The 14,671-nt window shown below is 60.6% G+C and carries 13 protein-coding genes; 8 read left to right on the top strand and 5 right to left on the bottom strand.

From position 1 onward, the window contains the following. Nucleotides 1-5: 5 nt before the first annotated feature. Nucleotides 6-1,523, bottom strand: coding sequence for an MDR family MFS transporter (locus ABH912_RS14190; protein ID WP_429510943.1), 1,518 nt, complete (start codon nucleotides 1,521-1,523; stop codon nucleotides 6-8). Nucleotides 1,524-1,603: 80 nt separating this feature from the next. Beyond that, nucleotides 1,604-2,788: a 4-hydroxybenzoate 3-monooxygenase gene (pobA, locus tag ABH912_RS14185; RefSeq protein ID WP_429513108.1), complete on the bottom strand. Its 1,185-nt coding sequence runs from the start codon at nucleotides 2,786-2,788 to the stop codon at nucleotides 1,604-1,606. Nucleotides 2,789-2,976: 188 nt separating this feature from the next. On the opposite strand from pobA, the gene ABH912_RS14180 reads away from it, so the two are divergent. Next, nucleotides 2,977-3,873 (top strand): helix-turn-helix domain-containing protein, encoded by an 897-nt coding sequence (locus ABH912_RS14180; RefSeq protein WP_033057522.1) that lies wholly within the window; start codon nucleotides 2,977-2,979, stop codon nucleotides 3,871-3,873. Between the two features lie 9 nt (nucleotides 3,874-3,882). On the opposite strand, the gene ABH912_RS14175 is transcribed toward ABH912_RS14180, so the two are convergent. After that, nucleotides 3,883-4,059: a hypothetical protein gene (locus tag ABH912_RS14175; RefSeq protein ID WP_170206612.1), complete on the bottom strand. Its 177-nt coding sequence runs from the start codon at nucleotides 4,057-4,059 to the stop codon at nucleotides 3,883-3,885. A 217-nt stretch (nucleotides 4,060-4,276) separates the two neighbouring features. Next, nucleotides 4,277-5,182 (bottom strand): LysR family transcriptional regulator, encoded by a 906-nt coding sequence (locus ABH912_RS14170; protein ID WP_429510942.1) that lies wholly within the window; start codon nucleotides 5,180-5,182, stop codon nucleotides 4,277-4,279. A 208-nt stretch (nucleotides 5,183-5,390) separates the two neighbouring features. Here ABH912_RS14170 and ABH912_RS14165 point away from each other — a divergent pair, with 208 nt between their 5' ends. Both ABH912_RS14165 and ABH912_RS14160 read left to right on the top strand, forming a co-directional pair. After that, nucleotides 5,391-6,272, top strand: coding sequence for an MBL fold metallo-hydrolase (locus tag ABH912_RS14165; protein ID WP_429510941.1), 882 nt, complete (start codon nucleotides 5,391-5,393; stop codon nucleotides 6,270-6,272). A gap of 174 nt (nucleotides 6,273-6,446) precedes the next feature. Continuing rightward, complete coding sequence (locus ABH912_RS14160; protein WP_429510940.1) at nucleotides 6,447-7,061, top strand: NAD(P)-dependent oxidoreductase; 615 nt, start codon at nucleotides 6,447-6,449, stop codon at nucleotides 7,059-7,061. 217 nt (nucleotides 7,062-7,278) lie between these two features. Here ABH912_RS14160 and ABH912_RS14155 read toward each other — a convergent pair whose 3' ends face one another. After that, nucleotides 7,279-8,160, bottom strand: a complete 882-nt coding sequence (locus tag ABH912_RS14155; RefSeq protein WP_429510939.1) for a LysR substrate-binding domain-containing protein — start codon at nucleotides 8,158-8,160, stop codon at nucleotides 7,279-7,281. Between the two features lie 159 nt (nucleotides 8,161-8,319). Between ABH912_RS14155 and ABH912_RS14150 the strand changes: the two genes are divergently transcribed. The 5 genes from ABH912_RS14150 (at nucleotide 8,320) to ABH912_RS14130 (ending at nucleotide 14,670) form a co-directional block, all read left to right on the top strand. After that, a complete protein-coding gene (locus ABH912_RS14150) occupies nucleotides 8,320-9,957 on the top strand; it encodes a 5-guanidino-2-oxopentanoate decarboxylase (RefSeq protein ID WP_033057530.1) in 1,638 nt (545 codons plus the stop codon). Beyond that, nucleotides 9,954-11,402, top strand: a complete 1,449-nt coding sequence (locus ABH912_RS14145; protein WP_429510938.1) for an aldehyde dehydrogenase family protein — start codon at nucleotides 9,954-9,956, stop codon at nucleotides 11,400-11,402. Before ABH912_RS14150 ends, ABH912_RS14145 begins: the two co-directional genes overlap by 4 nt. 218 nt (nucleotides 11,403-11,620) lie before the next feature. After that, nucleotides 11,621-12,724: an ABC transporter substrate-binding protein gene (locus tag ABH912_RS14140; protein ID WP_033057532.1), complete on the top strand. Its 1,104-nt coding sequence runs from the start codon at nucleotides 11,621-11,623 to the stop codon at nucleotides 12,722-12,724. A gap of 192 nt (nucleotides 12,725-12,916) precedes the next feature. After that, a complete protein-coding gene (locus ABH912_RS14135) occupies nucleotides 12,917-13,825 on the top strand; it encodes an ABC transporter permease (RefSeq protein WP_046056484.1) in 909 nt (302 codons plus the stop codon). After that, complete coding sequence (locus ABH912_RS14130; RefSeq protein ID WP_033057537.1) at nucleotides 13,822-14,670, top strand: ABC transporter permease; 849 nt, start codon at nucleotides 13,822-13,824, stop codon at nucleotides 14,668-14,670. The genes ABH912_RS14135 and ABH912_RS14130 overlap by 4 nt, the downstream gene beginning before the upstream one ends. The last annotated feature ends 1 nt before the right edge of the window (nucleotide 14,671 follow it).

The raw sequence follows: 14,671 nt of genomic DNA, 5'->3' as shown, positions 1-14,671 counted from the left end.
TGCTTTTAGCGGACCTTATCCTCGCGCCCCCGCAACACCATATTCGGCATGGCTATCGCCGCCGCCAGCCCCAACAGCGACACCGCCGCGCTGACCATCAGCAAGTGCCGGAAAGTCAGCAGCAGTTCGGCGCGCAAGGCGTTTTGCGCATCCCCCGGTGCGGCGCTCAAACCATCGAGCAAGACGTTCCCTGAACTGCCCTCGGCAATCACCGAAGAGCCGGCCAGGTGGGCAAAACTTGAGTCCTGCAACAATGCCAACAGCAGGGCTGACATCAACGCCACACCCACCGCGCCGCCCAGGGCGCGGAACAGGTTGGTGGTGCTGGTGGCGACGCCGATGTCCCGTTGTGCCACCGCGTTCTGCGTTCCGACCAGGGACGTCGGGAACTGCATGCCGCTAGCGATCCCGCTGAACAACATGAACAGACTACTGAGCACAAATGCCTGGGGAGGACTGAGCGCCATGCCGAGAATCGAGATCGGCATGAGCGCGGCGCCCATCAGGATCATGGGTTTGTAGCGCCCGGTCACCGAGGTCCGGCGCCCGGCGAAATACGCCCCGATCGGCAAGCCCATCGCCAGCGGCAACAGGTGCAACGCGGCGCTATCAGCCCCGGCGCCGGTAACGCTCTGGAAGCGCAGCGGCATCAACACAATCAGCGATATCGCCTGGAAACTGGTGAAGAAGATCGTGCACCAGCACAGGATCGCATTGCGATTGGCGAACAAATGCATCGGCAGCAGCGGCTCCCGCGCCCGGCGTTCATGCCAGACGAACAGCGCCAGAACCAACACCGCACAACCGAGCAGGCCCAGCACTTCGGCGCTGCGCCACGAATGGCCCTGACCGAACTGGGTGATGCCCAGCAACAAAGCGGTCAAACCGATGATCATCAGCAACGTGCCGAGGTAATCGATGATCGGTTTGCGTTGCGGCACTGGCAAACCCACCAACGTTCGATTGGCCACCAGCCAGGCTCCCAGGCCCAACGGAAGATTGATCAAGAACACCCAGCGCCACGACAGGTACTCGGTCATGTAACCGCCGAGTACCGGGCCGGCCACGCTGGCCACTGCGTACATACTGCTGAAATAGCCTTGATAGCGGCCGCGCTCCCGGGGCGGCACGATGTCGCCAATGATCGCCTGGCTGACCGAAATCATCCCGCCGGCGCCGATGCCTTGAAGAATCCGCGCCAGCACCAACTGCTCCATGCTCTGGGCCATGCCGCAGAAAAACGAAGCGACCGTGAACAGCCCCATGCCAAACAGCATCAACTTGCGGCGACCGTACAGATCGCCCAGTTTGCCGTAGATCGGCACGGCCACCGTCATCGCCACCATGTAGCCGGAAATCACCCAGGCCAGCAGGCTGACGTCCTTGAATTGTGCGGAAATGGCCGGCATCGAAACGGCAACGATGGTCTGGTCCAGCGCGCCAAGAAAAATCGCCAGCATCAGGGCGATCAACACGCTGCGAATGGCCGGTTTTGGCGTTTCAGGCTGGTTGAGATTGGTCACGGGTTAGAACCTGCGGACAGTGATTGACCCGCAAGGTGCAAGGCGAGCGGGGATGCTCGCCAGTGTAAGTCGATAGCAGGCTATTCGATAGCCTCGTATGGGAGTCCGACGTAATTTTCAGCAATGGTTTTTCGACCGGCCTCGGAGTCGACGAAGTACTCCAGTTCCGACTCGGCAATCCGCTGGCTGAAGGCTTCGTTATCGTCAAAGCGGTGCAGCATCGAGGTCATCCACCAGGAAAACCGTTCGGCTTTCCACACCCGGCGCAGGCAAACCTCGGAGTATTTCTCCAGCAAATCCACACGGCCTTCCTGGTAAACCTTTAGCAGAATGTTGAACAGCGTACTGACGTCGCTGGCCGCCAGGTTCAGGCCCTTGGCGCCGGTGGGCGGGACGATGTGCGCGGCATCACCGACCAAAAACATCCGCCCGTACTGCATCGGTTCGACGACAAAACTGCGTAACGGCGCGATGCTTTTTTCGATGGAAGGCCCAGTCACCAACGACGCTGCCAACGCGCCAGGCAGACGGGATTTGAGTTCATCCCAGAAGCGCTGATCAGACCAGTTCTCGACGTGCTCGTCGGCGGGTACCTGAAGGTAATAGCGAGTGCGGGTGGCCGAACGCATGCTGCACAGGGCAAAACCGCGTTCATGGCGGGCGTAGATCAGTTCTTCGTGAACAGGCGGCGTGTCAGCGAGGATGCCGAGCCAGCCAAACGGATAGACCCGCTCGAACACGTTCAGGCACTCGGCAGGAATCGACTGCCGGGCCACACCATGGAAACCGTCGCACCCGGCGATGTAGTCGCAATCGAGTCGATACAGCTCGCCGTCCTTCTCAAAAGTCACGAACGGCTCTTCGGTTTTCATCCCGTGAGGAACGACGTTGCTTGCCTCGTAAATCGTCTGCGCACCGGCCTCCCGACGAGCGGCCATCAGGTCGCGGGTGACCTCGGTCTGACCGTAGATCATCACCGTTTTTCCACCGGTCAGGGCTTGCAGGTCGATGTGTACGCGGCGTGCGTCGAGGGCCAGTTCGAAGCCTGTGTGGACCAGCCCTTCGGCGTCCATGCGCTGACCTACCCCGGCCTGGCGCAACAGCTCTACCATGCCTTGTTCGAGGACGCCGGCCCGGATTCGTCCGAGCACATAGTCCGGGGTCTGGCGTTCGAGAATGAGGGTGTCGATGCCGGCGTTGTGCAGCAATTGGCCGAGCAATAAACCGGACGGACCGGCGCCGATGATGGCGATTTGGGTTTTCAGTATTTTCATTGTTTTTATGACTCGCAAGCTTCACGCGACCTGGGCCGGTGAATAATTTTTATGGATCGAGTGCTTGCATTTTTCTCTCGCGAGTCTGTCAATTGAAGGGGAAAACTGAGCCGATAGCTGTACATTCTGCCAATCGGTGCGATTATCGCCCGTCTACCCCCGAGGCCTGGATTGAAGTGATGAACAAGCCTGACCTACCTTCGATTCCAGTGTTCAAGCTCTACGGTGAAAGCCTGGATTGGCCGACCCCGGACTTGCTGCACTGTGAAACCATTTCCAAACGCAGCCGCGAACACCAGTGGGAAATCAAACCCCACCGCCACGCCGATTTGTGCCAGTTGCTCTTCGTATTCAAAGGTCAGGCAGAGCTTGAAATCGAAGGCAAACGTACGCAACTGACCGAGCCGGCGATCCAGATCCTGCCACCGCTGTCCGTTCACGGTTTCCGCTTTTCCGAGGACGTCGAAGGATTTGTGGTGACGCTTGCCGCGCCGCTGGTCGCCCATCTTCAGGCGCAACTGGGCAACTCGGTGAACGCCCTGGCCCAGGCCGAAAGTTACCCGGCGGGCAAGGAAAGCGAATACCTCAACAGCCTGTTTTCAGCGCTGCAAGACGAATACACCGGCCACCAGCCTGCTCGCGAAATGCTCATGCATTCGCTGGTCAGCGTGATCATGGTGTGGGTCAGCCGCCAGGTGATTTCCCGCCGCAACGCCAGCCAGCGTCCGCAACGTGCCCGGGAATACCTCAACGGTTTTATCCAGTTGGTGGAAGAGACCTATCGCCAACACGTCAAGGTCGAGGACCTGGCGCATCGGCTGGGGATTTCCGTGTCCCACCTCAATGGCACTTGCCGTGAACTGGCGGGGCAACCGGCGTTGCAGATCATGCACGAGCGTCAATTGCTGGAGGCCAAGCGCTTGCTGACCTACACCAGCATGACCATTTATGAAATGTCCGACGTGTTGGGGTTCTCTGATCCGACCAACTTCACGCGCCTGTTCCGGCGTCGAGTGGGGATCTCGCCCAAGGCATTTCGCGACCGCTTGAAGGCCGATCAGGACAACGAGGCCTGATCCCCTTCGTTACTTGAGGGCGTTGAGGGTCGCGTTGTGGGGAATGCAGCGTTCGAAGTTGCAGCTCGCGTATTCACGGGGCAGTTGTCGCAACTGCTCGACGCGCCAGGCCGCGGTGCCATACAGCGCGAGCGTGGCCGCGCAGGTGATGAAGATCGCGAGGTATCTTCTTGTTTTGATGTTCATGGCGTTGACCTCTGAACGAATACCCTTCGGTATTACTTTGAGCATAGGTCAGTGCCGGTGAGTTGCCAGCAACGGTGCCGCTGCATCTACCCCGACATTCAGAACACTGATGAACCTCTGTGGGAGCGGGCTTGCTCGCGAAAGCGGTGGGTCAGTCGCCATCATTGTTGAATGATCGACCGCTTTCGCGAGCAAGCCCGCTCCCACATTGGTCCGCTTAAAGACCCACATCCCACGCCGGTTCTTCCGGAAATCTGAGCACCAGAAAATCCAGCATGCTGCGCAGTGTCGCCGGCATGTGTTTACGTGAGGTATACACCGCGTAAACGTTCATCTGCCTGGGCTCGGCGTGGGGCAGCAGGCGAATCAGTTCGCCGCTGTGGATATGCACGCCGGCCTGATAACTGGGGAGCATCGCCACCCCGGCGCCGGCCATCGCCGCGCGCAACAGCGTGCTGGCTTCGTTGGCGCTGATGTTGCCCTGTACCGGCACTGACACCTGCTCACCGTCCTCCTCGAAATGCCAGAGGCTTTTTCCGAAGTAGGAGTGGGTCAGGCAATTGTGCTGGCTCAGATCCTCGACCCGCAGCGGTGTCGGGTGTTCGAGCAGATAAGCGGGGGAGGCGCAGATCACCGAGCGGCAGACCGTCAGCCGTCGCGCGATCAGGTTCGGGTCCAGGTCGTTGCTGGTGCGGATCGCCAGATCGATGCGCTCATCCACCAGGTTCACTGTGCGGTCGAGCATCTGCATGTCGATGCTGACGCCAGGGTAACGTTTGACGTAAGCGGCCATGGCATCCGCCAGTTGTGCCTGGCCGAACGAAGTGCTGACGCTGATCCGCAGCAGGCCGCGCGGCGCGTCGTCCGGCTCGCTGACGGCGGCCTGCATGTCCGTGGACAGGTCGAGCATCTGCCGACAACGGGGCAGGATTTCACTGCCGGCGGCGGTCAGGCTCAGCTTGCGCGTGGTGCGGTGCATCAGGCGTGCGCCGACCCAATCCTCCAGCTCCGCCAGATAGCGTGAAACCACGGGCCGTGACAGGTCCAGGTGATCGGCGGCGGCCGACTGGCTGCCGAGGTCAACCACCGTGACGAACACCCGCATTGCTTGTAGACGATCCATCATTTGCTCACTTTCAGAAACAAACTATGTCCCAGCATCGCATTTTTTGTACTGAGTCATGCAACTAAGCTCTGTCCCCTGTAGCAGCTGTCGAGTGAAACGAGGCTGCGAGCTTGTAAAGGCAAGATCAAAAGATCGCAGCCTCGTTTCACTCGACAGCTGCTACAGAGCCATTGGCCAACCCTGGCCGTCGACAACGGAGCAACAGATGATCGGCTTCACCTCGCTTAAACGTATTTTGCTGGCCACCGCCACCCTCGGTTTCGCCGCCCATGCAGCGGCTGCATCGAGCCTGACCCTGGACGTCTACAACCCGGGCGAGAAGGCGATTTTCCCGGTGACCTCGGTGTTGGTCAGCGGCGAGAAAGACGCGATTTTGGTGGATGCCCAATTTGGCAAATCCCAGGCCGAGCAAGTGGTCGAGAAGATCCGCGCCAGCGGCAAGCAACTGACCACCATCTACATCAGCCACGGTGACCCGGATTACTACTTCGGCCTCGATACCCTGACCGCCGCCTTCCCCAACGCCAAAGTGCTCGCCTCGCAGCCGACCGTGGATCACATCCAGAAAACCGTCGACGGCAAACTGGCGTTCTGGGGGCCGAAAATGGGCGCCGACGTGCCAGCCAAAACCATCGTGCCGGGTGTACTCAAAGGCGACAGCCTGATGCTCGAAGGGCAGAAGTTGCAGGTGGTGGGGTTGGACGGCAAGCAACCGGATCGCACCTTCGTCTGGATTCCGTCGATCAAGGCTGTGGTCGGTGGCGTTGTCGTTGCGGAAAACATCCACGTGTGGATGGCTGACACCCAGACGCCGCAGTCCCACGCCGATTGGCTGACCACGCTGCACGCCATCGAAACCCTGAAACCGAAAACCATCGTGCCGGGTCACTACCTCGGTGAGAGCGCCCGCTCGCTGGCCGCCGTGCAGTTCACCGCCGATTACATCAAGGCCTTCGACGAAGAAACCGCCAAGGCAAAAGATGCTGCCGCGCTGATCGCCGCGATGAAAAAACGCTACCCGACGCTGGGTGAAGAAAGCTCGCTTGAACTGAGCGCCAAAGTCGCCAAGGGCGAGATGAAGTGGTAACCCGCCGCACCTGAAGCTGAACCGCTTTTGTGGCGAGGGAGCTTGCTCCCGCTCGAGTGCGTAGCACTCGCAGGATTTTGGGGCCGCTACGCAGCCCAGCTTCGGAACGCCGCCCGGAGCAAGCTCGCTCGCCACAGGTAACACATAAAGCCACTCAAACAGCTGGAGAACGTCATGAGCAAAATCGCAATCATTGGTGCCACCGGTCGTGCCGGTAGCCAACTGCTGGAAGAAGCCCTGCGTCGTGGTCACAGCGTTACCGCGATAGCCCGCGACACCTCGAAGATCGGCCAGCGCGCCGGTGTGGTCGCCAAGAATGTCGATGCCCTCGATCCCGAAGCGTTGCAGGCGGCTGTTGCGGGCCATGACGTGGTGATCAGTGCTGCGCACTTCTCGACCCTTCCTGCTGATGCTGTGATCGGACCGGTGAAACAGGCCGGCGTAAAACGTCTGCTGGTGGTGGGCGGTGCCGGTTCGCTGTTGCTGCCGGACGGAACCCGCGTCATCGACAGCGAGGGTTTTCCGCAGGCGTACAAGGCTGAGGCCAGTGCCGGTGCGCTGTTTCTGGAAAACCTGCGGCAGGAAAAAGAGCTGGACTGGACCTTTGTGTCGCCGTCGGCAGAGTTTGTCGAAGGTGAACGCACGGGGACGTTTCGGATCGGCAAGGATGATTTGCTGGTGAGCAGTGCAGGGCGTAGCTGGATTACGTTTGCCGATTATGCGATTGCGATGATTGATGAACTGGAAGCGCCGAAGCACCCTCGGCAACGGTTTGCAGTCGGGTATTGAGCTGAAAACCAGCCCTCACCCTAACCCTCTCCCGGAGGGAGAGGGGACTGACCGAGGTGTTCTTTCGAGTGACATCGACCTGAAATTCCGAGTCGAACTCAAATTTTGAACGGCCTCAGATCTTCCCCCTTTCCCCCTTTCCCCTCTGGGGCGGTCCGACGTTTCGGGAGGGTTAGGGTGAGGGGTGGATCTAGCTGACACACCACGCCACACACATTCACCGCGCCTGAGCCTGCTCCACCAACCACCCCATCAACTCACGTAACTTCGGCGAAGGCCCGGGTTTCTCGGGGAAAACAAGGTAATACGCCAACCCGGTTTTCACCTTCAATCCAAACGGCATGACCAGCCGCCCGGCACTCAAATCATCGCCAATCAGCGACCAATCCCCGATCGCCACGCCTGTCCCTTGGGACGCCATCGACATCGCCAGGTCCAGCGTTTCGAAATGCTGACCCTTGCCGACATTGCTCAAACGAACATCCGCGGTGGCCAGCCAGGCCTTCCAGTCACGTTCATCCCGTGTCGGGTGCAGCAACATGTGCTGCTCCAGATCCTCCGGCGTCATCAGCGGCACTGGACCTTCCAGTAGAGGTTTGGAGCAGACCGGTGTCAGTTGCTCATCGAACAAATGAAAAGAGGCCAGCGCGCTGTCCGGCGGTGCGCCGTACATCACCGCTGCGTCGAACTGCTCGCGATGAAAATCCACGCCGTGCTTGACCGTGGTGGTCAATTCCACCGGCACATCCGGGCGCTCCCGTTGCCACTGCAACAACCGTGGCAACAGCCAGCGCATGACGCACGTCGGGGCCTTGAGTTGCAGGGTTTCGCGCTTCTCGCCGATCTGCTCCACCGCCTCGTCGATCAAGCCGAAAATCTGCTGGACCCGTGGCAGCCATTCCCGTCCTTCGGCCGTCAGGTCAAGGCCTCGGGCCTGGCGAATGAACAGTTCATAACCCAGATGTTCTTCCAGCCCGGCGATCTGCCGACTCACCGCACCTTGGGTGATGTACAGCTGTTCGGCAGCACGGGTGAAGTTGCAGCACTGCGCGGTAATCAGAAAAGTGTGCAGCGCCGGCAGGGGAGGCAATCGTTTCATTGGGATCCAAGGTATGACGTGAGGACATGGCTAGTATGACTTTTTATCCATTGTTGCGGCTACGTGTCGCCCGTTCCAATGAGGCCATCCCTGGACCTGCCCACTCATCATAAACACTGCGCAGGTCCGGCGTCTCAAACGAACAAAAAGGGCAAAGACATGGCGACGTGCGGCGAAGTATTGGTCAAGTTACTCGAAGATTACGGGGTTGAGCAGGTGTTCGGCATTCCCGGGGTTCACACCGTGGAGCTGTATCGCGGGCTGGCCCGTTCGAGCATCAACCACGTCACTCCGCGTCACGAACAGGGCGCCGGTTTCATGGCCGACGGTTACGCTCGCACCAGCGGCAAACCGGGGGTGTGCTTCATCATCACCGGCCCTGGCATGACCAACATCACCACCGCCATGGGCCAGGCCTACGCCGACTCGATCCCGATGCTGGTGATCTCCAGCGTGCAATCGCGCAGCCAGTTGGGCGGCGGTCGCGGCAAGCTGCACGAGCTGCCAAACCAGAGCGCATTGGTCGGTGGCGTTGCGGCGTTCTCCCACACCTTGATGTCGGCGGCTGAATTGCCGGGCGTCCTGGCTCGCGCTTTTGCTCTGTTCCAGGCCGGCCGTCCGCGTCCGGTTCACATCGAAATTCCGTTGGACGTATTGGTCGAAGAGGCAGATGACTTGCTCGCCAGCGTACCGGTGAACATCGACCGCGCCGGTGCCTCGCCGAGCGCAATCAGCCGCATGACCGCGCTGCTGGCCGGTGCCAAGCGCCCACTGATTCTCGCCGGTGGCGGCGCCATCGATGCCGCTGCCGAGTTGACTGAACTGGCCGAACTGCTGGACGCCCCGGTGGCCCTGACCATCAATGCCAAAGGCATGCTCGAATCCAACCATCCATTGCTGATCGGCTCGACCCAAAGCCTGGTCGCGACGCGTGCTTTGGTGGCTGAAGCTGACGTAGTGTTGGCGATCGGCACCGAACTGGCCGAGACCGATTACGACGTCACCTTCGCCGGCGGTTTCGAGATTCCTGGCGTGCTGCTGCGTGTGGACATCGATCCCGACCAGACCGTGCGCAACTACCCGCCGAAAGTCGCATTGGTAGCCGACTCGCGCAACGCCGCCCAAGCCTTGCTGAGCGAACTGTCCCACCACTCGCTGGCCGAGCGCCGTAACGATTGGGGCCAGGTCCGTGCCGCACGCTTGCGCGAAGACCTCGCCGCCACCTGGGACGCGCCGACCCTGGCCCAGACCCGTTTTCTGGAAACTGTTCTGCACGAATTGCCAGAGGCCGTTTTCGTCGGCGATTCGACCCAACCGGTGTACACCGGCAACCTGACGTTCAACCCGGAGCGCCCGCGTCGCTGGTTCAACTCGTCCACCGGTTACGGCACCCTCGGTTACGCCTTGCCGGCAGCGATTGGCGCCTGGCTCGGCGGCAGCGTTGAAAACGGCGCACGTCCTCCGGTGGTGTGCCTGATCGGCGACGGCGGCCTGCAATTTACCCTGCCGGAACTGGCCAGCGCCGTTGAAGCGCGCACCCCGGTGATCGTCCTGCTGTGGAATAACCAGGGCTACGAAGAGATCAAGAAATACATGGTCAACCGCGCCATCGAACCGGTGGGCGTCGACATCTACACCCCGGACTTCATCGGCGTGGCCAAGGCGCTGGGCTGTGCAGCCGAAGCCGTCTGCGGTGTCGAGCAATTGCGCAGCGCACTGCGCGCCGCCGCCGATCGTCAGGGCCCGACCCTGATTGAGATCGATCAGACTGTGTGGATGAAGGCGGTGTCGAAATGAGTTTCCCTACTACTCTCGATGGCCTCTACATCAATGGCCAATGGTCGGCGGGCAATGAACATCTGCGCGTGATCAACCCGGCGACCGAAGCCCTGTTGACCACCGTGAACGGCGGCGATGAGCGCTCAGTCGAACAAGCCGTCACGGCTGCGACCACCGCCTTCGCCGACTGGTCGAAAACCACCGGCGCCGAGCGCGGTGCGATCCTGCGCAAAATTGCTGCGGGCGTGCAGGCCGGTCGTGAGCAGTTAATGCATTTGCAGTCGAGCAACAACGGCAAGCCGCTGTTTGAAGCCGCCATCGATGTCGACGACGTGATCGCCACCTTCGAGTACTACGCAGGTCTGGCCGAAGGTCTCGATGCCAAGCAAGACAGCAATGTCGAACTGCCAACCGACGACTTCAGCGCTCGTGTGCGCCGTGAGCCGTGCGGTGTGGTCGGCCTGATCGTGCCGTGGAACTTCCCGATGGTCACCACCGCCTGGAAACTTGCCCCGGCCCTGGCCGCCGGTTGCTGCGTGGTGCTCAAGCCGTCCGAAGTGACACCGCTGCCGGAGCTGGAACTGGCGAAGATCATCGCCGAGGCCGGTCTGCCCAAGGGCGTGTTCAACCTGGTCTGCGGCACGGGCCTGGCGGTCGGCGCGCCGTTGTCGGCCGACTCGCGCATCGCCAAGATTTCCTTCACCGGCAGCAACGCCGTCGGCGTGCAGGTCATGCAGCGCGCAGCAGAAACCGTCAAAGGCGTGAGCCTGGAACTGGGCGGCAAATCCTCGCTGCTGGTGCTCAAAGACGCAGACATCGAACTGGCCGTGGAAGTGGCCTGTGGCGGCGGTTTCTTCAACGCCGGGCAGATGTGTTCGGCCACCAGCCGCGTGCTGATCGCCGATGAACTGGCGGACGAATTCCTCATCCGTTTGAAGGCCCGCGCCGAAGCGATTCGCGTGGCTGACCCGTTCGACCCGAACGTGGAAATGGGCGCACTGGTTAACCAAGCGCAATACCAACGCGTGCTGGGGCACATCGACCGTGGTTTAAGTGCTGGTGCCAAGCTGGTTTGCGGCGGCAATCGTCCGGCGGACCTGTCGCGCGGCTATTTTTTGCAGCCGACGATTTTCACCGAAGTGCCCCTCGACAGTGCGCTGTGGTGTGAAGAGATTTTCGGCCCGGTGATCTGCGTACGCAGTTTTGCCACCGAAGCCGAGGCGATTGCCTTGGCCAATGACAGCCAGTTCGGTCTGGTGGCCAGCGTGGTCACTCGCGACGCCGAAGCGGCAGATCGGGTCGCCAACGCTTTGCAGGCGGGGCTTGTGTGGATCAACGCGCCGCAAGTGATCTTCCCGCAGACCGCTTGGGGTGGCTACAAACAGAGCAGCATCGGCCGCGAATTGGGGCCGTGGGGTTTGCAGGCTTTCCAGGAAATCAAACACGTGATTCGAGCGGTCTGACGGCTCGAAAAGGGTCAGCGCATGCCTCGTGATGAGGCATGCGCTGGCGTCATGGCTTCAATGAGTTTTTATCGATAGTCAGGTGTTTTACACGACCTCAGGATGAACCCGTCGGCTCAGCGCAAACCCCGTGAATACGGGGGCTTGAAGCAGATCTGGCGGCGCAGATGCAACGGTTGCGACCAGCCTCATACCTACAAAAACAAAGGGAGTCCGTAATGGGCGAGCATGATCTGAACAGACGTCAATTTATCAAAACCGTGGGCGTAGCCTCGGTGGCAGCGGCCGCCATGAGCATGCCGTTCATCAAGGCTAACGCCAGCGACACACGCTTTGCGGGCAAGACCCTGCGTTTGCTGACCTGGTCCGATGACACCGGCCTGGCAGCCCTGCGTAACATCGCGGCAACTTTCGAAGACAAGTACGGCTGCAAGGTCATCGCTGACCGTACCGGCAGTACTTCGGAAATGGTCGCCAAACTCAAGGCCGGCGGTGATCGTCCGCAGTACGACATCATCACCCTGGCCGGCGTCGGCGCTGAAGGTCTGGCCGCCGCCAACCTGCTGGAAAAACCCGACCTCAACCGCATTCCGAACCTGGTCGACGTACCGGAAAAATACCGCACCGGCGCCAATGGCCACGGTATCGGTTACCTGCTCTGGTGCAACAGCCTGGTTTACAGCACCCGTACCCAGAAAGAAGCCCCGACCAGCTACGCCGCCCTCTGGGACCCGGAGCTGGCGCCGAACATCTTCCTGCCGCCGCCAAACTGGACCGAGGCCATGGACCTGATCATCATCGCCGCCAAACTGGCCGGTGGTGACGAACACAACATCGAGCCTGGCTTCAAGAAGCTCGCCGAGCTGAAAGACCGCGTAGTGACCCTGGGTGAAAACCCGAACCAGATCGCCGAACTGTTCCGCACCGGTTCGCTGGACATGGGCGGCCTGTACGCGCCGGCATTCTTCCCGAAACAGATCCGCGATCCGGCCTACGGCCTGGGCGCCACGTTCGGCATGAAGGAAGGGTTCTACACCGACCTGATGCTCTCGGTGATGCCGAAGAACCGTCCGGGCGACACCGACATGGCGTATGCCTTCATCAACCACTCTCTGGATCCGCTGGTGCAGGGCAAGATGGCTGAAGACATCTACAACGGTCCGGTCAACGCCAAGGCGATCATCTCCGCCGAAGCACGCAAGAGCCCGTACATCCTCACGCCTGAGCAGATTGCCGAGAAGGCGATCATGCACGACAACGCCTTCCTGGCCACCGTGCATGACCAATGGATTCGTCGTTACACGGAAATCTTTTCTTCCTGATCGAGTGACGAACACAGGATCTTCAACCACTGAAGATCCCTGTAGGAGTGAGCCTGCTCGCGATTGCGTCGGCACATCCAGCATAGATGTGACTGACACACCGCTTTCGCGAGCAGGCTCACTCCTACAAGGGACCGGGGTGTCCTGAGGACCTGTGTTTGCCAGCTGCTTTCCATTGACGAGACCCTTGCTATGGAACACCAACCTCTGACTCATCCGGTCGCCGCCGCTCCTGTGCGCGTCAATCGGGGTGTTTCGCCGACGACGCGTGCCTGGTTTTTCCTTTCGCCGTCGATGCTGTTTCTGGGCGTATTGATCGCCGCCAGCCTGCTGGTTCTGCGCATGAGCGTGGGCACCAAAGGTGCGGAATGGACCGGGTTCAGCCTGGCCAGTTATGCCCAGCTGCTGGAACCGTATTACCTCAAATCCTTGCTGCTGACCCTGCGTCTGGCTTTGATCAGCGCAGTGATTGCAGTCGTGCTGGCGATCCCGGTGGCCTACACCATGTCGCGGCTGACCTCACCGTTTGTGCGACGGATCTTCCTCGCCGCAGTGCTGCTGCCATTGCTGGTCAACCTGCTGCTGCAAAGCTACGGCTGGCTGGTGATTCTCGGCCCGGGCGGGATGCTCAACCAGGCGCTAATGGGCCTGGGCTTGATCAAGCGCCCGATCATGTTGCTCTACAACCAGAACGGCGTACTGATGGGCCTGGTGCAAACCGCATTCCCGTTGGCCGTGCTGCCGATTGCCAGCGCCATGCGCGGCGTCGCTCGTACTTATGAAGAAGCCGCCGCAACGCTGGGTGCCAGCCGTTTGCAGGTGTTCCGTCAGGTGGTGCTGCCGATGAGCATGCCGGGGATCATCACGGGCGCGACGTTGGTGTTCGCCTACAACGCCAGCAGCTTCGTGGTGCCTTTGCTGCTCGGTGGCCGACGCGTGCCGATGCTGGCCGTGATGGTCCATGACCAGATCGCCCCGCTGATGAACTGGCCTGCCGCCTCCGCTGCCGGTGTGGTGTTGATTGTCACCACGCTCGCGATCATGACCTTGTCCGAATACATCACTGGCCGTCGTCGGCGCATGCTGGAGGCTTCCCAATGAGCACCCTGATCAAGAAACGTTATGGGCTGCTGCCTGGCGAAACCGGCAAGTTTGCCGGCATCCTGTCGGGCTTCATCCTGCTGCTGGCGGTGTTGCCGATCCTGACCATGATCGTGATGTCGTTCAGCGGTGCGTCGAACCTCGACTTCCCGCCGAGCAGCTACAGCCTGCAATGGTACAAGGCCGCCTGGCACACCTTCGTGTCGCCGGATGCCAGCGATGTGCTGAGCCTCGGCAAAGCCATGACCACCAGCCTGATGGTGGCGTGCCTGACCATGGTGTTCGCAACGATTGTCGCGGTGCCGGCGGCTTACGCACTGACCCGTTGTGAGTTCCGCGGCAAAGCCGTGGCGCTGCAACTGATGTCGCTGCCCTTGGTGTTTCCGATGGTGGTGTTGGGGCTGGCATTGCTGCTGGTGTTCGACAGCCTGCCATTTCAAATCACTACGTCGCGGCTGGTGATTGCCCACGTGATCCTGGCGCTGCCGTTCGTGGTGAAAAACTGCACCGCCGCGATGCTCTCCATCGGCAGCGAAGTCGAAGAGGCCGCGCAGATGCTCGGCGCTTCACCGACCCGGGCGATTATCGATGTGGTGGTGCCGTTGATGAAGTCAGGGATTCTGGCGGGGATGCTGCTGGCGTTCATCGTCTCGTTCAACGAATTCACCGTGACCTACTTCCTCTACACCATCGACGTCATGACCGTGCCGATCTGGATGTACAGCCGCACCGTGTCTTCGCTCGACCCAACCGTTTTCTCGTTTGCCGTGCTGATCGTGCTGATCGACTTCGTCCTGATCTGGGCGTTGGAGAAGCTGGTTGGTGAAGGTGGCGTTTCGTTCTGAT

The organism is Pseudomonas sp. BT76 TE3572, assembly GCF_050435365.1.
Taxonomy (GTDB): domain Bacteria; phylum Pseudomonadota; class Gammaproteobacteria; order Pseudomonadales; family Pseudomonadaceae; genus Aquipseudomonas; species Aquipseudomonas fluorescens_W.
Note: the sequence above shows the minus strand (reverse complement) of the source record. Positions and strands in the feature narration are given on the sequence as shown.

Coding starts and splice junctions, on each gene's coding strand:
- ABH912_RS14180 (WP_033057522.1), top strand. CDS start 2,977: ATGAACAAGCCTGACCTACCTTCGATTCCAGTGTTCAAGCTCTACGGT.
- ABH912_RS14175 (WP_170206612.1), bottom strand. CDS start 4,059: ATGAACATCAAAACAAGAAGATACCTCGCGATCTTCATCACCTGCGCG.
- ABH912_RS14170 (WP_429510942.1), bottom strand. CDS start 5,182: ATGGATCGTCTACAAGCAATGCGGGTGTTCGTCACGGTGGTTGACCTC.
- ABH912_RS14165 (WP_429510941.1), top strand. CDS start 5,391: ATGATCGGCTTCACCTCGCTTAAACGTATTTTGCTGGCCACCGCCACC.
- ABH912_RS14160 (WP_429510940.1), top strand. CDS start 6,447: ATGAGCAAAATCGCAATCATTGGTGCCACCGGTCGTGCCGGTAGCCAA.
- ABH912_RS14155 (WP_429510939.1), bottom strand. CDS start 8,160: ATGAAACGATTGCCTCCCCTGCCGGCGCTGCACACTTTTCTGATTACC.
- ABH912_RS14150 (WP_033057530.1), top strand. CDS start 8,320: ATGGCGACGTGCGGCGAAGTATTGGTCAAGTTACTCGAAGATTACGGG.
- ABH912_RS14145 (WP_429510938.1), top strand. CDS start 9,954: ATGAGTTTCCCTACTACTCTCGATGGCCTCTACATCAATGGCCAATGG.
- ABH912_RS14140 (WP_033057532.1), top strand. CDS start 11,621: ATGGGCGAGCATGATCTGAACAGACGTCAATTTATCAAAACCGTGGGC.
- ABH912_RS14135 (WP_046056484.1), top strand. CDS start 12,917: ATGGAACACCAACCTCTGACTCATCCGGTCGCCGCCGCTCCTGTGCGC.
- ABH912_RS14130 (WP_033057537.1), top strand. CDS start 13,822: ATGAGCACCCTGATCAAGAAACGTTATGGGCTGCTGCCTGGCGAAACC.